This window comes from Arthrobacter sp. YAF17 (assembly GCF_052113365.1).
GTDB lineage: Bacteria > Actinomycetota > Actinomycetes > Actinomycetales > Micrococcaceae > Arthrobacter.
Genome location: NZ_JBFRDB010000014.1, coordinates 1 through 24,384, shown reverse-complemented (window position 1 = coordinate 24,384; position 24,384 = coordinate 1). Strand labels below are relative to the sequence as shown.

22 protein-coding genes are annotated in these 24,384 nt (G+C 68.3%); 4 read left to right on the top strand and 18 right to left on the bottom strand.

Annotated features, from left to right (window positions below):
* Positions 1 to 72: 72 nt before the first annotated feature.
* From AB4Y67_RS12595 to AB4Y67_RS12575, 5 genes are all read right to left on the bottom strand, one after another.
* Positions 73 to 1,068 carry a glycerate kinase gene (locus tag AB4Y67_RS12595; RefSeq protein ID WP_441406120.1) on the bottom strand — a complete coding sequence of 332 codons (996 nt, stop codon included), beginning with the start codon at positions 1,066 to 1,068 and terminating at the stop codon, positions 73 to 75.
* A 4-nt stretch (positions 1,069 to 1,072) separates the two neighbouring features.
* Positions 1,073 to 2,005, bottom strand: a complete 933-nt coding sequence (locus tag AB4Y67_RS12590; RefSeq protein WP_441406119.1) for a 3-keto-5-aminohexanoate cleavage protein — start codon at positions 2,003 to 2,005, stop codon at positions 1,073 to 1,075.
* A gap of 42 nt (positions 2,006 to 2,047) precedes the next feature.
* Positions 2,048 to 2,812 carry an SDR family oxidoreductase gene (locus AB4Y67_RS12585; protein WP_441406118.1) on the bottom strand — a complete coding sequence of 255 codons (765 nt, stop codon included), beginning with the start codon at positions 2,810 to 2,812 and terminating at the stop codon, positions 2,048 to 2,050.
* A 92-nt stretch (positions 2,813 to 2,904) separates the two neighbouring features.
* Entirely contained in the window at positions 2,905 to 4,224 is a 1,320-nt protein-coding gene (locus AB4Y67_RS12580; protein WP_441406117.1) for an MFS transporter, read from the bottom strand.
* 127 nt (positions 4,225 to 4,351) lie between these two features.
* The gene (locus tag AB4Y67_RS12575) at positions 4,352 to 5,410 is read right to left on the bottom strand and encodes a LacI family DNA-binding transcriptional regulator (RefSeq protein ID WP_441406116.1); all 1,059 of its coding nucleotides are present in this window, start codon (positions 5,408 to 5,410) and stop codon (positions 4,352 to 4,354) included.
* A 546-nt stretch (positions 5,411 to 5,956) separates the two neighbouring features.
* Here AB4Y67_RS12575 and clpB point away from each other — a divergent pair.
* Positions 5,957 to 8,626, top strand: a complete 2,670-nt coding sequence (clpB, locus tag AB4Y67_RS12570; RefSeq protein WP_441406115.1) for an ATP-dependent chaperone ClpB — start codon at positions 5,957 to 5,959, stop codon at positions 8,624 to 8,626.
* A gap of 103 nt (positions 8,627 to 8,729) precedes the next feature.
* Here the strand turns inward: clpB and AB4Y67_RS12565 are convergent, their stop codons facing one another.
* Positions 8,730 to 9,533: a septum formation family protein gene (locus AB4Y67_RS12565; protein ID WP_441406114.1), complete on the bottom strand. Its 804-nt coding sequence runs from the start codon at positions 9,531 to 9,533 to the stop codon at positions 8,730 to 8,732.
* A 390-nt stretch (positions 9,534 to 9,923) separates the two neighbouring features.
* Here AB4Y67_RS12565 and AB4Y67_RS12560 point away from each other — a divergent pair, with 390 nt between their 5' ends.
* Both AB4Y67_RS12560 and AB4Y67_RS12555 read left to right on the top strand, forming a co-directional pair.
* The gene (locus AB4Y67_RS12560) at positions 9,924 to 10,157 is read left to right on the top strand and encodes a DUF3073 domain-containing protein (RefSeq protein ID WP_082492711.1); all 234 of its coding nucleotides are present in this window, start codon (positions 9,924 to 9,926) and stop codon (positions 10,155 to 10,157) included.
* A 230-nt stretch (positions 10,158 to 10,387) separates the two neighbouring features.
* The gene (locus AB4Y67_RS12555; protein ID WP_441406113.1) at positions 10,388 to 11,170 is read left to right on the top strand and encodes a VOC family protein; all 783 of its coding nucleotides are present in this window, start codon (positions 10,388 to 10,390) and stop codon (positions 11,168 to 11,170) included.
* An 82-nt stretch (positions 11,171 to 11,252) separates the two neighbouring features.
* Here AB4Y67_RS12555 and purM read toward each other — a convergent pair whose 3' ends face one another.
* The 3 genes from purM to AB4Y67_RS12540 form a co-directional block, all read right to left on the bottom strand.
* Positions 11,253 to 12,425 (bottom strand): phosphoribosylformylglycinamidine cyclo-ligase, encoded by a 1,173-nt coding sequence (gene purM / locus AB4Y67_RS12550; protein ID WP_441406112.1) that lies wholly within the window; start codon positions 12,423 to 12,425, stop codon positions 11,253 to 11,255.
* Positions 12,422 to 14,098, bottom strand: coding sequence for an amidophosphoribosyltransferase (gene purF, locus AB4Y67_RS12545; protein WP_441406111.1), 1,677 nt, complete (start codon positions 14,096 to 14,098; stop codon positions 12,422 to 12,424). Before purF ends, purM begins: the two co-directional genes overlap by 4 nt.
* 64 nt (positions 14,099 to 14,162) lie before the next feature.
* Complete coding sequence (locus AB4Y67_RS12540) at positions 14,163 to 14,507, bottom strand: hypothetical protein (protein WP_441406110.1); 345 nt, start codon at positions 14,505 to 14,507, stop codon at positions 14,163 to 14,165.
* A 96-nt stretch (positions 14,508 to 14,603) separates the two neighbouring features.
* Here AB4Y67_RS12540 and AB4Y67_RS12535 point away from each other — a divergent pair, with 96 nt between their 5' ends.
* Positions 14,604 to 15,452, top strand: a complete 849-nt coding sequence (locus tag AB4Y67_RS12535) for a class I SAM-dependent methyltransferase (RefSeq protein WP_441406109.1) — start codon at positions 14,604 to 14,606, stop codon at positions 15,450 to 15,452.
* 108 nt (positions 15,453 to 15,560) lie between these two features.
* Here the strand turns inward: AB4Y67_RS12535 and AB4Y67_RS12530 are convergent, their stop codons facing one another.
* The 9 genes from AB4Y67_RS12530 to pucL all read right to left on the bottom strand — a co-directional run bounded on the left by AB4Y67_RS12530 (position 15,561) and on the right by pucL (position 24,021).
* The gene (locus AB4Y67_RS12530) at positions 15,561 to 15,995 is read right to left on the bottom strand and encodes a DUF6855 family protein (protein WP_441406108.1); all 435 of its coding nucleotides are present in this window, start codon (positions 15,993 to 15,995) and stop codon (positions 15,561 to 15,563) included.
* A gap of 76 nt (positions 15,996 to 16,071) precedes the next feature.
* The gene (gene bcp, locus AB4Y67_RS12525) at positions 16,072 to 16,551 is read right to left on the bottom strand and encodes a thioredoxin-dependent thiol peroxidase (protein WP_441406107.1); all 480 of its coding nucleotides are present in this window, start codon (positions 16,549 to 16,551) and stop codon (positions 16,072 to 16,074) included.
* A 67-nt stretch (positions 16,552 to 16,618) separates the two neighbouring features.
* Positions 16,619 to 18,028, bottom strand: a complete 1,410-nt coding sequence (gene allB, locus AB4Y67_RS12520; protein ID WP_441406106.1) for an allantoinase AllB — start codon at positions 18,026 to 18,028, stop codon at positions 16,619 to 16,621.
* Between the two features lie 179 nt (positions 18,029 to 18,207).
* Positions 18,208 to 19,005 (bottom strand): hydroxypyruvate isomerase family protein, encoded by a 798-nt coding sequence (locus AB4Y67_RS12515; protein ID WP_441406105.1) that lies wholly within the window; start codon positions 19,003 to 19,005, stop codon positions 18,208 to 18,210.
* Positions 19,006 to 19,035: 30 nt separating this feature from the next.
* Positions 19,036 to 19,197, bottom strand: coding sequence for a hypothetical protein (locus AB4Y67_RS12510; protein ID WP_441406104.1), 162 nt, complete (start codon positions 19,195 to 19,197; stop codon positions 19,036 to 19,038).
* Positions 19,198 to 19,220: 23 nt separating this feature from the next.
* Positions 19,221 to 20,036 (bottom strand): bifunctional allantoicase/(S)-ureidoglycine aminohydrolase, encoded by an 816-nt coding sequence (locus AB4Y67_RS12505; RefSeq protein WP_441406103.1) that lies wholly within the window; start codon positions 20,034 to 20,036, stop codon positions 19,221 to 19,223.
* Between the two features lie 20 nt (positions 20,037 to 20,056).
* Positions 20,057 to 21,379: a DUF6986 family protein gene (locus AB4Y67_RS12500; protein ID WP_441406102.1), complete on the bottom strand. Its 1,323-nt coding sequence runs from the start codon at positions 21,377 to 21,379 to the stop codon at positions 20,057 to 20,059.
* Positions 21,380 to 21,383: 4 nt separating this feature from the next.
* Positions 21,384 to 22,982: a malate synthase A gene (gene aceB / locus AB4Y67_RS12495; RefSeq protein WP_441406101.1), complete on the bottom strand. Its 1,599-nt coding sequence runs from the start codon at positions 22,980 to 22,982 to the stop codon at positions 21,384 to 21,386.
* Positions 22,983 to 23,112: 130 nt separating this feature from the next.
* Positions 23,113 to 24,021, bottom strand: a complete 909-nt coding sequence (pucL, locus tag AB4Y67_RS12490; RefSeq protein ID WP_441406100.1) for a factor-independent urate hydroxylase — start codon at positions 24,019 to 24,021, stop codon at positions 23,113 to 23,115.
* Positions 24,022 to 24,384 lie beyond the last annotated feature (363 nt).

Here is a 24,384-nt window from a genome sequence, read left to right as displayed (position 1 = left end):
TTGAGGCCCAGTCCGAGGGGACATGCTCATTCCTTGGTCCTGCGAGTGGACATAGTGGGACATGTTCAGTGTTCACGGCTGGCGGAGGGCATGTCCCGCGGCGCGGGCCACGCTTGCCCCGGCGGCCACCATCGCGGCCGCGTCACTGGCGACCATGACGTCGTCGAAGTTGCCGGCGTAATCGCCCAGGTCGGCGCCCACAGACCCAACGACGGCGTAAACGCTCTTTGTCCCGCAGCGGGCGAGAATTGCCGCGATGATCTTGCCCTGGCCGGTCTGTGAATCCAGCCGGCCCTCTCCGACCACGACCGCGCTGCAGCCGGCGAGGTGCTGCTCGAAGTCCAGGAGGTCCAGCACGTAGTCCGCGCCGGAGGCCAGCGTCGCCCCGTAGCGTGCCCACATCCCGCCGGAAAACCCGCCGGCGGCTCCTGTCCGGTCAACGGTGCGCGGGTCACGGCCGTGCTCGCGGAGGAACGCCAGGGCCTGCTGCTCGAGCCGGTCGGTGAGAATGTCCACGGCAGCCGGGCCGGCGCCCTTCTGGGGTCCGAAGATCCGCGCGGCGTCGCCGAACCGGGTGGTGACGTCGCTCAGGACCGCGACGTCCGCGCCCCGGAGTCCCCCGAGTTCCTCGATCGCAGCGATGGCGCCGGCGCCGCCGTCGGTCGTGGCGGACCCGCCGGATGCCACCAGGATCCGCCGTGCCCCCAGCCGGGCGGCCTCCGCGATCAGGACGCCCGTGCCGTACGTGCTGGCAGCCAGCGGATCCCGCCCCCGGCTGGAGGGAAGGTTGAGACCGCTGGCGGCGGCAAGTTCAACGATGGCGGTCCCGTCCGCCGTCAGCCCGATCGCCGCCGTGACGGCGTCGCCCCACGGCCCGACCGTGCTGACGCTGACCTGCCGGGCGTCCAGGCCCCGGACCAGCACGGCAAAGGTCCCCTCGCCGCCGTCGGCCACCGGCAGCTCAACCGCCTCACCGCCGGCGGACCGGATCCCGGCCGCAATGTGGCGGGAAACCTCGACGGCGGTGAAGGTCCCCTTGAAGCTGTCCGGGGCAACGAGGATGCTCATGCGCTTAGAAGCCGACCTTGTCGCGGCCCTTGAGCTGCAGCATTTCGCGGGCCTCGTCCGGGGTGGCGACCTCAAAGTTGAGGGCCTCGAGGATGGTGCGGATCCGGGTGACCTGCTGCGCGTTGGACGTTGCGAGCTGTCCGGGGCCGATCCAGAGCGAGTCCTCCAGCCCGACCCGGACGTGCGAGCCCATGGCGGCGCCGATGGTGGCCAGGGGCATCTGGTTCTTCCCGGCGCCCAGGATGGACCACTGGTAGTCGTCGCCGAGGAGCCGGTCGGCCGTGCGGCGCATGTGCATCAGGTCCTCCGGGTGGGCGCCGATCCCGCCGAGCAGGCCGAAAACGGACTGGACGAACAGCGGACCCTTGGCCAGGCCCCGGGCGTGGAAGTGCGCCAGGTTGTTCAGGTGCGAGATGTCGTAGCACTCGAACTCGAACCGGGTACCGTTCTCATTGCCGATGCCCAGGATGGTCTCAATGTCCTGGAAGGTGTTCTTGAAAACCAGGTCGCGGCTCTTCTCGAGACCTTCCCGCTCCCAGTCGTGGCCGAACTCGGTGAACCGGTCCAGCATCGGGTAGAGGCCGAAGTTCATCGACCCCATGTTGAGGGACGCGAGCTCGGGCTTGAACAGGGCCGCGGGCTGCATACGCTCTTCCACGGTCATGTGCGGCGAGCCGCCGGTGGTGATGTTGATGACGGCGTCGGTGTTGCGCTTGAGTTTGTCCAGGATCGGGGCGAAGTGCTCCGGGTCCTGGGACGGCCGCCCGTCCCGGGGGTCGCGGGCATGCATGTGCACAATCGCGGCGCCAGCCTCCGCGGCGCCGATGGCGGCGTCGGCGATCTCATCGGGGGAGACCGGCAGGTACGGGGACATGGACGGGGTGTGGATGGCGCCGGTGACGGCGCTGGTGATGATGACTTTGCGGGAAGCAGCCATGGGGGTCTCCTAGGGTGGGCCGAATTTTCCGGGCTGGCCGGATCAGTAGAGTTTCTCGGTGTTGCCGTCGACGGCCAGGGCCTGGCCGTTAACGTTGCGGGCCATGTCGCTGGCGGCGAAGGCGGCCATGTTGGCGATGTCCTCGGCTTCGATCAGCCGTCCCAGCGAGGACTGGTTGTGGTAGAGCTCGGAGACCTGGTCCGCCGGGAGGTCCAGCATCTGCGCCTTGGCCGCGATGACGGCGTCGATCCGGGGGCCGTTGACCGCGCCGGGGCAGATCGCATTGACCCGGATCCGGTCGGGGCCGAGTTCGATCGCGAGCGTCTTGGTCAGCCCGATCACGGCCCACTTCGACGCCGAATAGGCGCTGCGCCCGGCCATGCCCAGCCGGCCGGCGGCGGAGGAGAGGTTCACGATCGAGGCTTCGCTGCCCTGCCGCAGCATCGGCAGGGCGTGCTTGATGCAGAAGAACTGGCCGTGGATATTGACGTCGAAGGTCGCCTTCCAAGCGGCCGTGTCCAGCGATTCGAGAGGCCCGGTGGGTCCCGCGATGCCGGCGTTGTTGACCAGGACGTCCAAGCCGCCCAGTTCCGACTGGACCAGGGACATCAGTTCGCGGACCTGGTCCTCGTCGGAGACGTCGCTAACGGCGGCGGCTAGGCCGTTGACGCGGGCCTTCGCGACGGCGTCGGGGTCAATATCCGTGACGAAGACGGCGGCGCCGAGCGCCTGGAACTTGGTGGCGATGGCCAGGCCGATGCCGTTGGCGCCGGCGGTGACCAGCACCCTTTTTGAGCTGAAATCCATGACGTTTCCTTGCGTTGGTGGAGCGGTGGACTGATCCTGCTGACGCCCGCGCGTCTGGCGCGCGTCAGCAGGATCAGTCGGGCCGGTGAGGCTTAGTGGGCTACGGGGGCGAGCTCGGGCTTTTCGGTGCCGCGCTTGAGCATGAGCGAGAGCAGGGCGCCGATGATGCACATGCCCACGATGAACCAGAGCCCGGAGAGCTTGGAGCCGGTGGCGTCCTGCATCATGCCCATCACGTACGGGCCGAGGAAGCCGCCGCAGAGGCCGATGGTGTTGACGAAGGCGATGCCGCCGGCGAGGGCGGCGCCGGTGAGCCGGGTGGCCGGGTACGTGAAGAGGATCGGCTGCAGTGCGAAGAAGTTGAAGGCGGCGAGGCAGAAGCCGATCATTCCCAGGAGCGGACCGCCGACTGCGCCGAGGGCGAAGCCGGAGACGATGCCGATCATCGTTCCCGTGACCAGCAGGCGGGAGCGCCGGCCGTCGGTGGCGAACCGGGGAACCAGCAGGGCCCCGGCGGCGGAGAAGATCCACGGGATGGCCGTCAGCAGGCCGATCTGCAGCGGGTTGAGTTTGCCGTACGTGCCGATGATGGAGGGCAGGAAGTAGGACAGCGCGTAGACGGCGATCTGGTGGGTGAAGTAGATGCCGACCACAAGCAGGATCTGCTTGTCCCTGAGAATGTCGCGGAGGCGGTGGTTGCCGGACGCTTCAGCGCCCGCCTTTTCCTCTGCGGCGATGCGGGCTTCGAGGTCGGTGGCTTCTTCAGCGGTGAGGAACGTGGCCTGGGTGGGACGGTCCGGAAGCTTTTTCCAGACGACGTAGGCCAGGACGCAGGCGGGCAGGCCTTCGATGATGAACATCCACTGCCAGCCGTGCAGGCCGCCGAAGCCGTCCATGGTGAGGAGCAGGCCGCCCAGCGGTGCGCCGACGATGTTGGCGATGGACACGCCCAGCAGGAACATGCCGTTGGCCTTCGCACGGTCCTTCACGACGAACCACTGGGTCAGGAAGTACATCACGCCGGGGAAGAGCCCGGCCTCGGCGACGCCGAGCAGCATCCGCATGATGTAGAAGGACCATTCGCCCTGCACAAAGGCCATGCAGGCGGAGATGATGCCCCACGTGATCATGATCCGCATAATCCAGAAACGCGCGCCCACCTTGTGCATGATCAGGTTGGACGGGATTTCGGAGAGGGCGTAGGTCAGGAAGAACAGGCCGGCGCCGATGCCGTAGGCCGTGGCGGAGATGCCGAGGTCAATCTCGAGCCGGTCCTTGGCCATGCCGATGTTGGTGCGGTCCAGGAACGCCATGATGTAGGCGCCGATGAGCAGCGGCATGACTCTGCGGAGGATCACACCGTTGATTTCCTTTGGTGTGCGCATCTTCGTTGGTGCGGATACAACTGACATGGGTCTTCGTCCTTGAATTGGTGGTCAGGGCAGGTGGATGGGCGGTTCGGGCAGCCCGGTGGCCGGGCAACAGGGCAGTAGGGAAGGTGCCAGGGTGGCTGGCCTTGGGTGTGGTGCGGTGGCGGGGCTAGCGGGCTGGAGGGGTGCAGCCGCAGGTGCGCCCGATATGCAGGCGGTGCGGGCACACTTTTGAGCTGTACGTGCCGGAGGGGGCTTCGATGCGTCTGAGCAGCATGGCGAAGGCCTCGTGGGCCATCTCCTGCTGGGGCTGGACGATGCTGGTCAGGTTGATGAGCCCGGATCGGCTGTGCGGGAGGCCGTCGCAGCCGGCGACGGCGACGTCCTCCGGGATCCGAAGTCCCTGGGCCAGGGCGTATTCCATAACGCCGATGGCCAGTTCGTCACTCCCGCACACGACGGCCTGCGGCGGTGTCTCCGCGGAGAACAGACGCTCGGCCGCCAGCCGTCCGCCCTCGTTGTTGACCCGTGTGCTGATCTTGCGGTCGCCGCTGATGCTGATCCCCGCGGCGGCGGCGGTGCGGACGAACGCCTGTTCCCGGGCCAGGGACGCGGTGGAAAACCGCGGACCGATCACAGTGGCGATCTCCGTGAAACCATGGCTCAGCATGTGCTGCATCAGCGTGGTCGCCGCGGCGTCGTCGTCGATCCCGACAAAGTCGGAGTCGAGGAAGTCGGCCCGCCGCGAGAGGCAGACATACGGGATTCGGGCGGCCCTCAGGGTGCGGAGCGCGGTGGCGTCGTCCCGGAGTGAGGCGGCCAGGATGATGCCGTCCACGTTGCGGTTCGCGAGGGTCGACGTGACCTGGGCGAGCACGTCCGGGTCGTCCTGGGTAGTAGCGACGAACACCTCGTAGCCGGACTCGGCTGCAGCGGAAATGATGCCCTGGGCCCACCTCGGAAACATGGGGTTGATGATGTTCGGCAGGATGAGGCCGATCACCCGGGTGCGTTGGGCGTCGGTGGACTGCGAGGACTTACGGGGCCTGAAGCCCAGCTCGTTTGCCACGTGGATGATGTGGCGTCGGGTTTCCGGCGAGACGCCGCTCTTGCCGTTGAGGACGTAGGACACCGCGGCGGAGGAGACCCCTGCCGCCCGGGCCACAGCGGCGGCCGAAACCGGCGGCACGCGGCCACCCAGGGTGGCGCTTGTGGCGTGATCCTGCATGTCCGGCCCTCCTTCGCGTCCGTTTGTGTTCCTGTGACCTCAGTTACAGTAGGGAGGCTCCCGAATCTTAAGCAACGTTAAGTGATTTTCGCGGGACATGCCCAATCCCCGCTCCGGACCCGACGGGACATGCTCATCCCTCGCGGCGCCCGGCAGGCATGCTCATTTTTCGCGCCCGGATGCACGGGGCATGTCCAGTTTTGGGCCCGGACAATGGACGTGGTGGGACCATGTCCATTGCCCGGCGCCTGGGGAGAGCATGTCCAGTCCGGGCGCCGAGTCCAGGAGGGCATGTCCAGTCTTGCGGCCCAATCCTCCGGGACATGTCCAGGCTTGGGCTCGGACACTGGACATGGTGGGACTATGTCCAGTGGCGGTCGCGGGCGGAGGGCATGTCCCAGAGTGGGGTGCCGGGCGCCGCGCGGGGGACTCCGGCACTGGACAGTCATTTCGCCGTCGGCAAACATGGACCCAAAGGGACTCTATGCAAAGTTGAGCGGAGTACACTCAACTTTAATATCAGCATGTTCCCGGAAGGAGCTCTCTTTGGACGCCAAATTCACCACCAAGAGCCAGGAGGCTCTCGCGGCTGCCGCCATGAACGCCTCGACGGCGGGGAACCCCCAGCTCGAACCCGCCCACCTGCTCAAGGCGCTGATGGACCAGCGCGAGGGTGTCGCCGTCGCCCTCCTCCGCGCCACCGGGGCGGACCCGGATTCCGTCAGCGTCCAGGCCAGCACCGCCATCAAGGCCCTGCCCTCCACCTCCGGCAGCTCGGTGCAGCAGCCGCAGCTGTCCCGCACCGCCCTGCAGGCCATCAAGAACGCCCAGAACGAGGCCGAGCGGCTCGGCGACAGCTTCGTTTCCACCGAGCACCTGCTGCTGGGGCTCGCGTCCGGAAGTGACGCCGTCGGAAAGCTGATGCGCGACGCCGGCGCCTCCCACGAGGCGCTGCTCGCCGCCTTGCCGGGTGTCCGCGGCGACCGCAAGGTGGACAACGCCGACCCCGAGAACTCCTTCCAGGCGCTGGAGAAGTACGGCACCGACCTCACCGCTGTTGCCCGCTCCGGAAAGCTGGACCCGGTGATCGGCCGCGACGCCGAGATCCGCCGCATCATTCAGGTCCTGAGCCGCCGCACCAAGAACAACCCCGTCATCATCGGCGAGCCCGGCGTCGGCAAGACCGCCGTCGTCGAAGGACTGGCCCAGCGGATCGTGGCCGGCGACGTCCCCGAGAGCCTGCGCGGCAAGACCCTGATCGCCTTGGACCTCGCGTCCATGGTGGCTGGCGCCAAGTATCGCGGAGAATTCGAGGAGCGGCTCAAGGCGGTCCTTGAGGAAATCAAGAGCTCCGAGGGCCAGATCGTCACGTTCATTGACGAAATACACACCGTGGTCGGCGCCGGCGCCACCGGGGACAGCTCCATGGACGCCGGCAACATGCTCAAGCCCATGCTGGCTCGCGGCGAGCTGCGCCTGATCGGCGCCACCACGCTGGACGAGTACCGCGAAAACATCGAGAAGGACCCGGCGCTGGAACGGCGCTTCCAGCAGGTCTACGTCGGCGAGCCCAGCGTGGAGGACACCATCGGCATCCTGCGCGGGCTCAAGGAACGCTACGAGGCGCACCACAAGGTCGCCATCGCCGACTCCGCCCTCGTCGCCGCGGCCACGCTCTCCAACCGCTACATCTCCGGCCGGCAGCTGCCGGACAAGGCGATCGACCTCGTGGATGAGGCCGCTTCCCGGCTGCGCATGGAGATCGACTCCGCCCCGGAGGAGATTGACCAGCTGCGCCGTTCCGTGGACCGCCTGACCATGGAGGAACTGGCGCTGGCCAACGAGACCGACCCCGCGTCGGTGGAGCGGCTGGTGGCGATCCGGGCGGACATGGCGGACAAGAAGGAAGAACTGGCCGGGCTCAACGCCCGCTGGGAGGCCGAGAAGGCGGGCCTGAACCGCGTCGGCGACCTCAAGGCCAGGATCGACGAGCTGCGCTCCGCCGCAGAGAAGTTCCAGCGCGAAGGCGACCTCGAGGCAGCCTCACGGATCCTGTACGGCGAACTTCCCGCCCTGGAGCGCGAACTCAACGTGGCGGCCGAAGCGGAGTCCGCCCGCGTGGCCGGCGGCGGGGCCAAGCAGGACCTCATGGTGGCCGACGAGGTCACCGCCGACGACATCGCCGAGGTGATTTCGGCCTGGACCGGGATCCCCGCCGGCCGCATGCTGCAGGGCGAGAGCCAGAAGCTGCTGGAGATGGAACACGTGCTGGGCGAGCGGCTGATCGGCCAGGCCAAGGCCGTCACTGCGGTCTCGGACGCCGTCCGACGGGCCCGGGCGGGGATCAGCGACCCCAACCGGCCCACCGGTTCCTTCCTGTTCCTGGGCCCCACCGGCGTCGGCAAGACCGAGCTGGCGAAGGCCCTGGCCGACTTCCTGTTCGACGATGAACGCGCCATGGTGCGGATCGACATGTCCGAGTACTCGGAGAAGCATTCCGTGGCCCGCCTTGTCGGCGCCCCTCCCGGCTATGTGGGCTATGAGGAGGGCGGCCAGCTGACCGAGGCCGTCCGGCGCCGGCCGTACTCCGTGCTGCTGCTGGACGAGGTGGAGAAGGCCCACCCCGAGGTCTTTGACATCCTCCTGCAGGTGCTCGACGACGGCCGCCTCACCGACGGCCAGGGCCGCACCGTGGACTTCCGCAACGTGATCCTGGTCCTGACATCGAACCTTGGCAGCCAGTTCCTGGTGGACCCGACGCTCGACGCGGCCGCCAAGCGCGATGCCGTCATGGCCACCGTGAACGCTTCCTTCAAGCCCGAGTTCCTGAACCGGCTCGATGAGGTGGTGCTGTTCGATCCGCTGAGCATCGAGGAGCTGTCCCGGATCGTGGAGCTGCAGGTCAAGGAGCTGGGCGAACGCCTCAAGGGCCGCCGGCTGAACCTGGAAGTGACCGAGGGGGCCCGGTCCTGGCTCGCCGTGACGGGCTTCGACCCTTCCTACGGCGCCCGGCCGCTGCGCCGCCTGGTGCAGCGCGAAATCGGCGACCGCCTGGCCAAGGCCATCCTTGCCGGCGACATCACGGACGGCGACACCGTGCTCGTCGATACCGAACCGGACCTCATGGAGCTCACCGTGGGCGGCGCAGAAGCCTCGGACCGGCCCGCCGGCGGCGCGTCCACCGGCAGCGGACTCACCGTCCGCCGCAAGGAGTAGGCCCCGCTGCGTCAGGACCCCGCAGCATTAAACAAGAACTGCCAGCCGGACCTTGCTCCGGCTGGCAGTTTCTTTTTTGTGCAGAATCCCTCGCGGGAACGCCTTAGGGAACCAGCGATTCCATAATGACGTTCCCGGTACCCGCGGTGACGTAGCAGTCCACCCGGCGGTCGCCGTTGTCCCAGCTCGTGGAGCTCGGGTAGGCGTTGCGCTGCTTCAGGTCGTAGTTGGTGGCGGCGGCGGTCAACTGCGCGCTGCGGCACGTTTCGCGCCCCTTGTCCTTCAGCGCCGCCAGGCCGGGATAGCCGTCTGACTCCTGATAGTGATGGATGGCGATCAGCTGTGCTGAGTGCCCCGTCGCGCAGTCCACGATGGTGGACTGCGGCGCCTCCGGGTCGAAGTCCTTGAAGCAATCGCCCGCCTGGAAGTCCAGCGGGCCGACCCCCTCCAGCGGAAGCGCCCCCCGGCTCACGGGGGCGGACGACGCCGCGGTCCCGGCGGGGGCGGAGGAGGTATCCGCGACTGTCTGTTTGCTGCCGCCGAGTGATGTCAGCCACCAGATCAGCAGTCCCATAACGACGACGGCGGTCACCGCGGCGCCGAGCCGGGCCGGACTCTGGCGGCGTAGCCATCCGCCGAGCTGCGAGGCCTTCTCCGATGCCGCCTTGCCAGCCCCTGCGAGGGCGCTGCCTGCGGCTCCCGGAGCGACCTGGGCACTGCCGGAACGCCGGGAGCGGGGCTGCCCGGCGTCGGGCCGGCTGACGGGCGGCACGAAGGGGCGGACGGGCGGCGGTGCGGTCGGGGCCGCGGGCTGCTCAACGGGCTGCGCAACCGGGGGCTCGGCGGGAGCGGCCTGCGGGACAACCGGCGTTGCGGAGGTCGGCGGCGTCGAGGGCTTCGGGGGCACGGCAGACGATACGGCGGGGGCAGACCGTCCGCCGGGTCCGCCGGCAGGGGGAACCCCAGGCATGCCGGCGCCGCCGGGCCTTTCGTTCTCTTCGGTCACTGATAATTCACCACTTTCGTGCGTCTTTGCCGCGGCTGGACGCCCGGCGCAAGGACCCGTTTCCGGAAGTCCACTACGGAACTCTATCTAAGATGCCGCGCGGGCCGCATGCCGCCGGGGCGCCGTCCGGGGCTGCGGCGCGGGCAACAGTGTCCACAGCGGCCGTCCCGGGGAGCAGTTGCGGCAGAAAGCATGTAATCTAGGTGTACGACAAATTGACCAAACATTCCGGGGCCTCACCGATCGCCAATGGTGACCACCTCCGGTCCGAGTACAAAAGGGGGTCACGCCATGGGGCGCGGCCGTCAAAAGGCAAAAGCTACCAAGCAGGCTCGGGATATTAAGTACTATTCCCCGAACACTGACTACTCTGCGCTTCAGCGTGAGCTCAAGAGCTCTGAGGGTCGTGCACCGAGTCGTTTCTCGAGTGAGCCCGTTGAGCCGGATTATTCGGCTTATGTGGATAAGTACGCGGACGATGTGGAAGAGGACGACGACGAGGTAGATTCCCGTCGGATAGGTTAGTCGACACTTCTTTCCGGCATGCTGTTCCGCTCGCGGATTGCCGACCACGTGATTTCAGGCCCGCCGGCCACTCCCAGTTCGGGCGTGGACGGCGGGTTTTCTGCTGCCCGGCTACTCCGCCCGGCCATGCGCCGCGGAGTGTCCGCGCAGTTGTCCAGGCCTGAGCCTCAGGCTAGGTTGAAGCTGCCGGCACCACCCGGCCCGCACCACAAATTTCCGAAAGGATTGCCATGACCATGCGCACGGGATTCACCGAAGGCGAGGTCTGCTGGACGGACCTCCAGACGAGCGATGTCGTGGCGGCCAAAGCCTTCTATGCCGCGGTGTTCGGCTGGCGCTTCGAGGACCTGCCCACCCCGGACGGGCGCAGCTACGCGCAGGCGTTCCTGGGCGACGACCTGGTCACCGTCATCGCGCCGCAGAACCCGCAGCAGGATGCCGCCGGGGCCGCGCCGCAGTGGAACGTGTACTTCGCATCCCCCGACGCCGCGGAGCTCGCCGCCGGCCTCGGCCACGCAGGGGGTACCCTCGAGTTTGGTCCGGAGGCAGTGGGCGAAACCGGTGTGATGGTCTTCTTCGCCCCGCCCGGAGGCGGCACCACCGGCGCCTGGCAGGCCGGAAGCCACCTCGGCACCACCCGCGGCGGTGGACCCGGGGCCCTGACCTGGGCCGAACTCCTGACGCCCGAGCCGCAGTCCGCCGTCGGATTCTTCCAGCAGCTGTTCGGGCACGACGTGACCGAATACCCGCAGGACGACGGCGGCAAGTACACCACGCTGATGGTGGACGGCGCCGAGGTGGCCGGGATCGCCGCCGTCCCCGCGGACGCGGAAGGCACGCTCAAGCCGGGGTGGCAGGTGTACTTCGGGGTATCCAGCGTCCCCGAGGCGGTCGCAGCGGCCGTAGCCGCCGGCGGCACGGTCCTGATCGAACCGGACGAGGTGGAGGAAGCCGGCACCATCGCCACCCTCGAGGACCCGCAGGGCGGCGTGTTCAGCCTGCTGGAGGTTTAGACACGCATCGAGTGCTCTATAACCGCCGTTTTGGACGTTCTAAACGGCGGTTATAGAGCACTCGATGTTAGTGCTTGGGGGTTTAGGCGTAGGCGTTGACCAGCCGGACGGCACCGCCGTCGACGCCCTTGGCGCCCTGCACGTAGTCCGGGCCGGTCTTGACGATCGAGTCCGAGTCCGCCTCCACGGTGCCCATGACCCAGGCCGGCAGTCCGCGCTCGTTGAGGCGGTTCACGGCGGCGTCGGCGGCTTCGGGGGAGACGATCGCGACCATGCCGACGCCGAGGTTCAGCGTGCGCTCCAGATCGGCCAGCGGGACGTTGCCCAGCTCGGCGACGAGCCGGAAGATGGCGGGGAGCTGCCAGGTGGCGCGGTCCACGGTGGCCACCAGGCCCTGCGGCAGGACGCGGGCCAGGTTGGCGGCGAGACCGCCGCCGGTGACGTGGCTGAAGCCATGCACGGCCTGGCCGGCGGCGGAGCCGTTCACCGGGAAGGTGCGGGCCAGGTCCAGGCAATCGGCAGCATAGACGCGGGTCGGCTCCAGGAGTTCCTCGCCCAGCGTGCGGCTGAATTCGGAGACGTGGCGGTCCAGGGCCCAGCCGGCGTGGTTGATGACGCGGCGGACCAGGGAGTAGCCGTTGGAGTGCAGTCCGGAGGAAGCCATGCCGATCACGACGTCGCCGGCGCGGACGCGGTCCGGGCCCAGCAGGTCGGCGGCTTCGACAACACCGGTGGCGGCGCCGGCGACGTCGTACTCGTGCTCGCCCAGCAGGCCCGGGTGCTCCGCGGTTTCGCCGCCCACCAGGGCGGTGCCGGCGACGGAGCAGGCGGCCGCGATGCCGCGGACGATGTCCGCGATGCGCTCCGGGACAACCTTGCCGCACGCGATGTAGTCGGTCATGTACAGCGGCTCGGCGCCCACGACGACGATGTCATCGACCACCATGCCGACGAGGTCGAAGCCGATGGTGTCGTGAATGTCCATGGCCTGCGCGATGGCGACCTTGGTGCCCACACCGTCCGTGGACGTGGCCAGCAGCGGGCGCTTGTACGTGAGCAGCTTCGAGACGTCGTACAGGCCCGCGAAGCCGCCGACGCCGCCGATCACCGAGGAGTTGTGGGTCGCCTTGATGGCGCCCTTCATCAGTTCAACGGCGCGGTCGCCCGCTTCGACGTCGACGCCGGCGGAGGCGTAGGTGATGCCGACGGCGTTCTGGGCGGCATTCATGTCAGCGGCCGGGGAGGCGGAAGTCATACTGGCTCTTTCTTGTCGGCTGAGGTGACGCGGTCGGCATCGGTGAGCAGTTCTTCAAATTCGGCGTCCGGTCCCGGATCGCAGCCCGTGGCCCCGGCCTTCTCGGCGGGGTCCTCATCGTCGGCGACGGCGGGATCGACGTCGGCAGCACCCGTGGCGGATCCGGCAGGAGCGCCGGCGGCGGGGAGTCCGACAGGCTGTCCGACGGAGTCGGGGCGCTCCAGCAGGTTCTTGCCCAGCTTGTCGGCGGCCGGAAGTTCGATCGGGTACTTGCCCGTGAAGCAGGCGGTGCACAGGCGTTCGCGCGGCTGCCGGGTGGCTTCGATCATGCCGTCTTCGGAGATGTAGGCCAGCGAGTCAGCGCCGATGGCCTGGGTGATTTCATCGATCGTGGCGCCGTTGGCGATCAGTTCCGCCCGGGAGGCGAAGTCGATGCCGTAGAAGCAGGGCCACTTGACCGGCGGGGAGGAAATCTTGATGTGGACGCTTGCGGCGCCGGCCTCGCGGAGCATCCGCACGATCGCGCGCTGGGTGTTGCCGCGGACGATCGAGTCATCCACGACCACCACACGCTTGCCGCGGATCACGGATTCGAGGGCGTTGAGCTTGAGCCGGATGCCGAGCTGGCGCAGCGTCTGCGAGGGCTGGATAAACGTGCGGCCCACGTAGGAGTTCTTGACGAAGCCGTGCGCGAAGGGGATGCCGGATTCCTCGGCGTAGCCCACGGCCGCGGGGGTGCCGGACTCCGGCACCGGGATGACGATGTCCGCTTCCTGGGTGTTTTCGCGGGCCAGCTGGCGGCCCATTTCCACGCGGGACTCGTACACGGAGCGGCCCGCGATGGAGGCGTCCGGGCGTGCGAGGTAGACGTATTCGAAGACGCAGCCGGCCGGCGTCGCCTCCGCGAAGCGCTGGGAGCGGACGCCGTCCTCGTCGATCGCGATGAACTCGCCGGGCTCGATTTCGCGGATGAAGCTGGCGCCGACCGTGGCGAGGGCGGACTGCTCGGAGGCGACCACCCAGCCGCGTTCCAGCCGGCCCAGGCAGAGCGGGCGGATCCCGTACGTGTCGCGGGCCGCGTAGAGGGTGCCTTCATCCATAAAGACGAAGCAGAAGCCGCCCTTGATCTTGGGCAGCAGTTCCATCGCGGTCTCTTCGAGCGACTTGCCCTCTTCGCCCTCCAGCAGGGCGGTGACGAGGGCCGTGTCCGAGGTGTTGCCCTGCTTCATTTCGCCGCTGAGCTGGCCGCCGTTGCGGTCCTCGATCATGGCTTTGAGCTCGGCGGTGTTGGTCAGGTTGCCGTTGTGGGCCAGGGCCACGGTGCCGGTCGCCGTCGCGCCCAGAGTGGGCTGCGCGTTGGCCCAGTGGCTGGCGCCGGTGGTGGAGTAACGGCAGTGGCCGACGGCCAAGTGCCCGGTCAGGGTGTTCAGCGTGGTCTCGTCGAAGACCTGGGATACGAGTCCCATGTCCTTGTAGACGTTGATCCGCTGGCCGTCGCTGGTCGCTATGCCAGCAGACTCCTGACCCCGGTGCTGCAGTGCGTACAGCCCGTAATAGGTGAGTTTTGCGACCTCTTCGCCGGGAGCCCAGACCCCGAAGACGCCACATGCGTCCTGGGGGCCTTTTTCGCCAGAGAGAAGGTCATGAGAAAGTTTTCCATCGCCGCGTGCCACTGGTTGATTATCTCACGTTGTGCGGTAGGACTTTCCCGGCGGCCGGTTTATGACCTGCGGCCGCTCAGGCGCCCTGCTGCTCCCCGTTGTCGGGAACGGAATCCGGGACGGACTCGACGACGGCGTGCTTGGCCCGCCGGACGCTCAACCGGTCCAGGATGAGTGCGACGGTGCCGCCCAGAATGACGCCGCCGGCGCCGCACATGATCATAAAGAAGCCGAACACCGCGCTGGCATCGTAGGCCTCATCGCCGGGGAGGCCGTAGGCGAGGAAGGCGGCCACGCCAAAGCCCAGCAGTCCGCCCAGGACCAGGAACGGCACGTACTTCGGCGCCCGGCGCACGGTGATTTCGCGCCGTTCGGGGACGTGCTGCTCGCTGGGGGTGCCGGGGTTTTCGGGGGTAGCCATGGTCTTAAGCCTACTGCCCCGGGAGCCATTGCTACGGCCCGGTGCAGGGGCGCACACTAAGGGGTGGGGGAGGGCACGGAACAGCCTAGGAGCGCCATGTCAGCCTCAGCGGAGCAGATCAGGGACCAGCAGCGCAGCACCTGGGACGAGTTCTCCGCCGGCTGGCGCAAATGGGACGCGGAAATCCTCGGCTGGCACGCCCCTTTCGGCGACGCCGTCATCCGGGAGGCGGGGCTCCGCCCGGATTCCGTGGTCCTCGACGTCGCTGCCGGAACCGGCGAACCGGGCCTCACCGCCGCCGCCCTCGTTCCGCGCGGAAGCGTCGCCCTGCTGGATCTGTCGGCGGGAATGCTGCGGGTGGCCTCCGAGAAGGCAGCAGCCCGCGGCGTGGCCAACGTGCACACCGCCGTCGGAGACGCCGCTTCCCTGCCGTTCGAGGACGGATCCTTCGACGCCGTCCTCTGCCGCTTCGGCTTTATGTTCTTCCCCAGGATGACCCCGGCTGTGGGCGAAATGGTGCGCGTGGCCAAGCCGGGCGCCCGGATCAGCGCCGCCGTCTGGGGCCGCGCCGCCGAGAACCCGTGGGCCAGCCTGATCCTCGGCACGATCGCCCGCCACACCGAACTGCCCCCGCCGCCGCCGGGCACGCCGGGGCTGTTCCGCTGCGCGGCGCAGGGGTTCATGGGCCGGCTCTTCCGCGAGGCCGGACTGGTCGACGTCAGCGAGCGGAAGGTCAGCACGGACCTGGTCAAGGCGTCACCCGAGCTCTACTGGGAGTTCATGACCGACATTGCGACCACCGTGGCCGTGGGCTTGGCGCGGGCGGACAGGGAATCCCGGGAGCTGATCCGCTCCGATATCTTCCAGCTGCTGGGCCGCTACGAGCACGACGGCGCCATCCGGCTCCGCTCCACGGCCACCATCGTGGCGGGGACCCGGGTGTAGGCCGCTTCGCCGTTTTCTGACGGACGCTACGATTTCGGACCGCCGCGCCTTGGATCCCCGGTGCGCTTGTCCGAAAACGCCGCGGAAACGCCGGCGGGCCGCCCCCGGTCAGGCAGGGATAGCGGGGCCTGAGGCGTCGGCGATGATGGCGCGGACGGAGTTGTTGCGCTTGTCGTGCGTGAGCTCAACCAGGCCCAGCGCTTCCAACAACGGCGGAAGGTACATGCCGAACCGGCCGCGGTAGCCCTTCCGCAGCCCGTACCAGCCGCCCACGGGGTTCTCCGGATCCCGCCCCCATGCTTCGACGGTTCCTTCGGCGGCTGGCTTGTTCTCGTCGGCGGCACCCAGCGGCACCCAATCGACCCGCTCCATCAGCCACAGCTGAAGGTCCTCAACGGCCCGGAGGTGATACTTCAGCGTCGTGGAGCCGACCTGGCATACGAGGGCGGCGGGATCGGACTCCTCGTCCCGGTACATGGTGTACTCGGACGTTCCGGGGGCTGTCTTGAGCACCCAGGGATCCTGCTTTGTTCCAGTTGCCACGTGTCCGCCTTCGCGTAGGCCGTTGCCGGCGCTGTTTGGACCGAGCCTACCCAGTGCGCCGGTACGACGCGAGAGCCTAGACGCCGAGCGCGTCCTTAAGTGCGGCGACGTGCCCCTGCGCTTTGACCTGGTACTGGGTCAGCCGGACGCTGCCCTCGGGGTCAACGACGACGGTGGAGCGGACGATCCCCTCGGTGACTTCGCCGTTGACCAGCTTCTCGCCCCACGCGCCGTAGGCCAGTGCCACGGCGTGGTCCTCGTCGGCGAGCAGCGGGAAGGTCAGTGCGAAGTCGCCCGTAAACTCGGCAAGGGCCTCCGGGGCGTCCGGGGAGATGCCGAGCACCTCATAGCCGGACCCCTGCAGGGAGGCCAGGCTGTCGCGGAAATCGCAGGCCTCGGTGGTGCAACCCGGGGTGGCAGCCTGCGGGTAGAAGTACACAATGACGTTCTTGCCGCGGTAGTCGGCTAGTGACACCTTCTGCCCGGCGGCGTCCGGAAGGGTGAACTCCGGGGCAGGCGTTCCGGGCTGGAGCTTGATGGGGGTGTTGGGGCTCATGGCGTTCCTTCGGGGTCTGTTGCTGGTGTCTGCGGACTAAGCGGTCTGTCGTTAAACAACCACCGGTTCAGAGGCTGTATTCCGCCGGACCGCGCACCTCTGCCTGGGCTGCGGGCGCACCTCCCGGCGGGACAGCTCCTCCTCCCCTGCGGAGCAGTTGTCCGCGGGGGGTGCGGCCGTCGATTTCACGGCCGCGAAGGAAGGTCCGGCGGACCACCCCGGACAGGGTCTTGCCGTCGTAGGGGGTGATGGGGTTCTTGTGCCTGAGCTTGGCGGCGTCCACCACGAAAGAATCCTCGGGCGCGAAGATCGAGAAATCGGCGTCGAAGCCCAGGGCGAGCTGGCCCTTCGTGGCCAGCCTGGCGAGTTCGGCGGGCCGGCGGGCCATCCAGGACACCACCTGTTCCAGCGGAATGCCGCGGTGCCGTGCCTCCGTCCAGACCAGCGACAGGCCCAGCTGGAGCGAGGAAACCCCGCCCCAGGCCACGGCGAAGTCGCCGTTTTCCAGGTCCTTGAGGTCCAGGGTGGACGGGGAGTGGTCGGAGACGATGCAGTCGATCGTCCCGTCCGCCAAACCCTTCCACAGCAGTTCCCGGTTGGCGGCCTCGCGGATCGGCGGGCAGCACTTGTAGGCGGTGGCTCCGTCGGGGATTTCCTCGGCCATCAGGGTCAAGTAGTGCGGGCACGTCTCCACGGTGAGACGGACGCCGTCGCGCTTGGCGCTGGCGATCATGGGCAGGGCGTCCGAGGAGGACAGGTGCACGATGTGGGCGCGGGCGCCGGTCCAGCGGGCCCGTTCGATCACCTCGGCGATGGCCTTGTTCTCCGCGCCGCGGGGGCGGGACGCGAGGAACGCCGCGTACTGGCCGCCGCCCTGGTGCGGGGCATGTTCGATCGCCTGGGGGTCCTCGGCATGAACGATCATAAGCGAATCGAAGGACCTGAGCTCGGCGAGGTCCTCTTCCAGCTCTTCGGCGTCCAGGTGCGGGAATTCGTCCACGCCGGACGGCAGCAGGAAACACTTGAAACCGAAGACGCCCTCGTCGTGAAGTGCGCGCAGGTCCGCCTTGTTGCCGGGCACCGCTCCGCCCCAGAACCCGACGTCAACGAACACCTGCCCCTCGGCCACCCCGCGCTTGCGGTTGAGGCCGTCCACCGTGGTGGTGGGCGGGATGCTGTTCAGCGGCATGTCGATGATGGTGGTCACGCCGCCGGCCGCCGCCGCCCGGGTCGCGGAGGCAAAGCCCTCCCACTCGGTGCGGCCCGGTTCGTTGACATGGACGTGGGTGTCCACCAGACCCGGGAGCAGGGTTTCGTCGTCCGCTAGCTCAATGACTTCCGTCCCGGAGAGCCCGACGCCGAGCGGCTCGATGGCGGCGACCTTCCCGCCGCGCACCCCCACCTCGCACGGCGAGGTCCCCGCCGCCGTCAGGACGCGCTGCCCGCGGATGACGAGGTCGAAGGTTCCTTCAGGCATTCAGGCTCTCCTTGCTTACTGTGTCTACCTTGCTTGCGGGCTTCCCCAGAGGATGTGCCGGCGAACCGTTGAGGGGCGCATTGGGGGAGTCGGCGTCGTAATTTGCGACGGCGGCCGGCGCGTCCGTGTCGAAGTGCCCCTGACGGGCGACGGCGACGGCGGCGGCGGCCGCGGTGCGGTCACCGGGCCGGCTGGCGGAGGGCCCAGTCGAACGCGGTTGCTGCCGGTTCCTTGTACTCGAGGCCGATGTAGCCCTCGTAGCCGAGCTGGCGGCTGCGGGCGATCCAGTCGTCCAGGGGAAGCCCGCCGGTGCCGGGAGCCCCGCGGCCGGGGCTGTCGGCGATCTGGATGTGCCCGAAGTCGCGGGCGTGCTGGTCGATGACGGCGGAGACGTCCTCCCCGTTGACGGACAGGTGATAGAAGTCGGCAAGGAGCTTGATGTTCTCCGCGCCGGTGTCCTCCTTCACCCGGGAAATGACCCGGAGGGCGTCGTCGGCGGTCAGGAGCGGGTAGCGCGGGGCGCCGCTGACCGGTTCGAGCAGCACGGTTCCGCCGATGCGGGCGACGGCGGCGGCCGCGGCTGCGAGGTTCTGGACCGCCAGCTCGTCCTGGGCTTCGGGGGTGTGCCCGTCCTGCCGGTTGCCATAGAGGGCATTGAACGAGCTGCAGCCGAGCCGCCCGCCGATGCCGGCCACGACGTCGATGTTGTCCCTGAATTCGGCGGAGCGGCCCGCCCAGGAGACCAGGCCGCGGTCGCCGGCGGGCATGTCGCCGGCGTTGAAGTTCAGGCCGGTGAGCTGGACGCCCGCGTCAGTAATCGCCCGCTCGAAGCGTGTGAGCTCGGCGTCGCCGGGGACGGAGCTTGCGAAGGGCCACCAGAACTCGACGGCGTCAAAGCCGGCCGCCTTCGCCGCGGCGGGCCGTTCCAGGAGCGGCAGTTCGGTCAGCAGGATGGTGCAGTTCACGGAGTACGCCATGGTGTTCCTTTCTGGTGCGCAGGGATCTTCCTAGCCCTTCGTGGGGTCCTTCCGGGCTGCCAGGCCAACCAGTGCCCCGATGCCCACGCCGATCAGCAGGCCCGTGAAGGGCTTGTCGGCGCTGACCACGCCGATGACCAGGCCGAGGGCCGCGCCAACGAGCATTCCGATCCACAGGGACTCGTACTTCACAGCCTCAGGCTAGCAAGCCGTGTCTAGGTAAGCCGGACCTGCCGGTTGACGTCTTTGTAGAGCAGGTAGCGGAACGGGCCCGGTCCGCCGGCGTAGCAGGCCTGCGGGCAGAACGCGCGGAGCCACATGAAGTCGCCGGCCTCGACTTCCACCCAGTCGTCGTTGAGCCGGTAGACGCCTTTGCCCTCCAGGACAAAGAGCCCGTGTTCCATCACGTGCGTCTCGGCGAAGGGGATCGACCCGCCGGGCTGGAACGTGACGATGTTGACGTGCATGTCATGGGCCAGATCGTCCGGGTCCACGAACCGGGTGGTGGCCCAGGCGCCGTTCGTGCCGGGCATGGGCCGCGGCTCCACGTCCTGGTCCCGGGTTACGAAGGACTTCGCCGCGAAGCCGTCCAGCGGCTCATAGGCCTTGCGGATCCACTGGAAACTGGCAGCCTCCCCGGCCCCGTCGTTGGACACCTTCCAGTCCGAGCCCGCGGCGAGGTAGGCGTAGCCGCCGGGCTCCAGGCGGTGGCGCTCGCCGTCGAGCGTCAGGGTCAGTTCGCCTTTGGTGAGGAAAATGACGCCTTCGACGCCGGCCTCCGCCTCGGGCTTGTCACTGCCGCCGCCCGGCGCGACTTCCACGATCAGCTGCGAGAAGGTCGTGGCGAAGCCGGCGATGGGGCGTGCGATGATCCAGGACCGGGTTTTGGTCCAGCCGGGCAGGTTGGACGTGACGATGTCGCGCAGCACGCCCTTGGGGATGACCGTGTAGGCCTCCTTGACCACGGCACGGTCGGTGAGGAGCTGGGTCTGCGGCGGCAGGCCGCCCTCGGGGGAAAAGTAGCTGCTCATGGGCTCACTCCTGGTTGAGGTCAGTGGTTGCGGTCAGTGGGTGGGGAGGCTGACGGCTGCGCCAGCCGGGGGTGTGCCAGGCCCGTCAGCCGGGGCAGGCTGAGACCTGTCAGCTCAAGGACTTCCGCGGCGCTCGTTGCGCCGCATTGGATGCCGCGCAGCACAAAGGCGGCCAATGCCCGGGCCGTGGCGGGCTCGTCCATCACCCCGCCCTCGGTGCGCTCCACATAGTTGCGGAGCCGTGCGGCGGCGGCCGGAAGGCCCTGCCGGTAGAAGGCGTAGGTGGCGGCGAAGCGGCTCGGCAGCTGGGCGGGATGGAGGTCCCAGCCCTGGTAGTAGCCGCGCTCCAGTGACCGGCGGACCAGCCGGCCGTGGAGCCGCCAGGCGTCCTGCACGCCGTCGCCGACGGGCATGACATTGCTGGACCCGTCGGAGAGCCGGATGCCGGTTCCGGCCACAGCAAGCTGCATCACCTCTTTGGCGTGGTCCGCCGCCGGGTGTTCCATCGACTGGTATTCGGCGGAGATCTGCAGGGAGGCCGAGTAGTCGTAGGTGCCGTAGTGCAGGGCGCTGATCCGGCCCGGGACAGCGTGCGGCAGCTGCGCTACCGGGGAGGTGCCGTCCGGGCCCAGGATCAGCTGCGGCGTTTCCACCTGGACTTCAAACCGCAGGCGGCCGGCGGGCAGCGAGTGGGCCTCCTCCAGCCGGGACACGGCGTAGTCCATCGCCTGCACCTGGGCCACGGTGGTGACCTTGGGCAGGGTGAGGACCAGCCCCTCCGGGAGCTCGCCCGCGGCGGCCAGGCCGGAGACGAACAGGTCCAGGGTGCGCAGCCCGCGGGCACGGGTGGCCGCCTCGAAGCACTTGAACCGGATCCCGATGAACGGCGGGGCGCTGCCGTCCGCCACAGCGGCGGCCGCGGCGGCCGCGGCAGCGACGGCGTCGGCGTCCTCGACGTCGTCACCCCGGTCCCCGTAGCCGTCTTCGAAGTCCAGCCGGAGATCCTCGATCGGCTCGCTGAGGAGCTTCTCCGCCACACGGGATGCGACGGCGGCGGCCAGGGCGGGGTCCTGGCCGAGCAGTGTGCCGAGCCGTTCCAGCCCGCCGTGGGCGTCGGCGGCGGCCTGGGCCTGGGCGCCCCAGTCCGCGGCGAAGCCGGGAGTGAAGCGGTCGGCGGAGACGTAGACGGTGTGGACCGGCTGGCGGGTGCCGTCGTCGCCGGGGTAGTTGCGCTCCAGCAGCAGGTCCGTGGCCGCGAGCTGGGCGTCGATCCTGTCCAGGTCGGCGCCGGAGAGAGCCCCGGAGGGGAGCGCAGCCGGCGGACCGGAGGGGGGCGCAGCCACGGGCTTAGTCCACCAGTTCGTAGGCAGGCGTCGTGAGGAAGTCCGTGTAGTCCTCGGAGAGGCAGATGTCGCCGATGAGCTTGCTGGCGGGCTGGTAGTGCTTCGCGAAAGCGTCCTCGCCCACCTCGCCCCGGAGCTTCTCGGTTTCCTCGGCCAGGATCCCGGCTACCAGCTCCCGGGTCACGGTCCGGCCGGTGTCGGCGAGGACCACGTTGTTGCGGATCTGCTGCCAGACCTGCGAGCGGGAGATCTCCGCCGTCGCCGCGTCCTCCATCAGGTTGTGGATGGCGACGGCGCCGTTGCCGGAGATCCACACCGCGGTGTAGGCGACGGCGACGTAGAGGTTCAGGCGCAGGCCTGCCTCGGTGACCGTTCCGTTCGCGGAGGCGATGTCCAGGAGCTGGTCCGGGGTGACCGAGACTTCCGGGCGCTGCCTCTCCAGCTGGTTCGGGCGTTCGCCGAGGACGGCGTCGAATACGTCCCGGCAGACCGGCACCAGGTCGGGGTGGGCCACCCAGGACCCGTCAAAACCGTCGTTCGCCTCACGGGTCTTGTCCGCCCGCACCTTCTCGAAGGCCTGGGCCGTCACCTCGGGTTCGCGGCGGTTGGGGATGACGGCCGCCATGCCGCCCATGGCGAAGGCGCCGCGGTGGTGGCAGGTCTTGACCAGCAGCTCGGTATAGGCGCGCATAAACGGCGCGGTCATGGCCACGGTGGCGCGGTCCGGGAGCACAAAGCTCGGACCGGCGTCGCGGAAATACTTGATGATGCTGAACAGGTAGTCCCAGCGCCCGGCGTTCAGTCCGGAGGCGTGGTCGCGGAGTTCGTAGAGGATCTCGTCCATTTCGAACGCCGCCGGGATGGTCTCGATCAGGACCGTGGCACGGATGCTGCCCTGCGGGATGCCGACGTAGTCCTGGGCGAACACGAAGACCTCGTTCCAGAGCCGGGCCTCGAGGTGGCTCTCCATCTTGGGCAGGTAGTAGTAGGGGCCCTCGCCGTTCTGCAGCAGCTGCTTGGCGGTGTGGAAGAAGTGCAGGCCGAAGTCCACCAGGGCGCCCACGGTGCGTTCGCCGTCGATCAGCAAGTGCCGTTCGCTCAGGTGCCAGCCGCGCGGGCGGGCCACGACGACGGCGAGGGGGGCGTCGGTCCGGAGCTTGTATTCCTTGCCTTCAGGGGAGGTGTAGGCCAGAGTGCCCGCAGCGGCGTCGCCGAGGTTCAGGATCGATTCGACCACGTTGGGCCAGGTGGGGGTGCTGGCGTCCTCGAGGTCGGCCAGCCAGACCTTCGCCCCGGAGTTCAGGGCGTTGATCGCCATCTTGGCCGGCGCGGCCGGGCCCGTCATTTCCACCCGTCGGTCCTGCAGGGCCGACGGGGCGGCGGCCACTGACCAGTCAGCTTCGCGGATGTCGCGGGTCTCCGGCAGGAAATCGAGCCGCCCGGTGCGGGCCACGTCCTCGCGCTTGGCCGCGCGGGCCTTGAGCAGCTCCCCGCGGGTTGCGGCGAAACGCAGGTGCAGTTCCTCGATGAAGGCCAGCGCCTCGGGAGTGAGGATCTCCCCGGCGCGGTCTACGGGGCGGTGGGCTGAAACTGTGAGAGCCATGGTGGTCCTTCTTCTTCGGTGAATCAGGGGACGGGAATCCGGGCAGCGATCCGGGTCGGTCTTGGCGAACACACTAGCCTCCCGGGGCAGGATTCCGGCGGCCCATTGCCGATCGTGACTGCGGCGGGCGCTAGCAGAAGCCGGCAATCCCGGCCCAGGCTGCGTCGGCCGGTGCGGCGTCGTCGCGCTGCACGGCCGCCTCGATCAGGCCGTACGGGCGGTCGGCGGCGAAGAAGACCTCGTTGGGGTTGTCGAGGCCAAACGGCGAGAGGTCCACGAGGAAATGGTGCTTGTTGGGCATCGAGAACCTGATTTCGTCGATCCCGGGGTGTGCGTCGAGGACCTTCGCGCCCATGTCGAACAGGGTCTGCTGCAGGGCGTGGGAGTACTTCTCGGTGAAGCCTTCCAGCAGCAGGGCTTTGATGTCCTCGTAGCCCTGGTTGAAATCGACGGAACCGAAATCCGTACCCGTCCGGTAGCGCCAGCGGGCGGAGACCTCCGTAGCAAGGATCCGGTCAGTGGTCTCCGGCAGGGTGGTGTACCTGTCCTTCGGGTAGCCGGTGAAGCCGGACTGTGTGGACTTGAGGACGGTGAGGTCCTTGAGGCCCGAGAGCAGGTGCCGTTCGGCGCCGTCGCGGACCAACACCGCGGTCCGCACCTCCTGGCCGTTGCGCACGAAGGAGTGGTCGTGGGGCGCGCCGTGGGCCTGGATGCGGTCCCAGCGGTAGGACTCGGCCTCCCAGCGGCCGCCGGTCACCCAGTCGAAGCTGGACGTGAAGTGCTCTCCGAGCCGAAGCAGGAAGGCCTCCGGGGAGCCGATGCCCTCGCGGGCGAACGCGTAGATGGTGTTCTTCTGGGTGTCGGTTGCCACCACGTGGCTGTTGTCGCCGTCAAGATGGGCTGCGGCGAAGTCGCCGCGGAGCTGCGAGGTGACGTTGAGGTCGTCGATCTCGTGGCGCTCGGTGTCGCGGGTGATCTTGACGACGCGGACTTCGGCTTTACCGTACTGGTTCTGTCCGAGGACAATCCTGCTGCTCATGGTGCGGTTCCCAACTTCCGGTAGGTGGAGCCAAAATGCCACATAGAAATTTCGTACGCATTTCGCGTCCGTTTCCTTCTCCGCCGGCCCACAAAAAAGAGCCGACGTCTGTTGACGCCAGCTCATTACAACCCTGCCTGCTGCTCCCAGGTCACGTGACGCACGCCACGAAGTAGGTCCTAGGCTAGTGGGGCGGCAGGCACATCACAAGCATCCGCGTTGACTCATAAAAAACCTCCGCGTAGCCGGATACGTTGCCTCATGGGAAAAGCTCCGGGACGTTGGCCGCGGACATCCTTGAGGGATGGGATTGACGATGGGTGAGCGCAAGGCGGTGACGAAGCACCTGGCCGAGTCCTACCG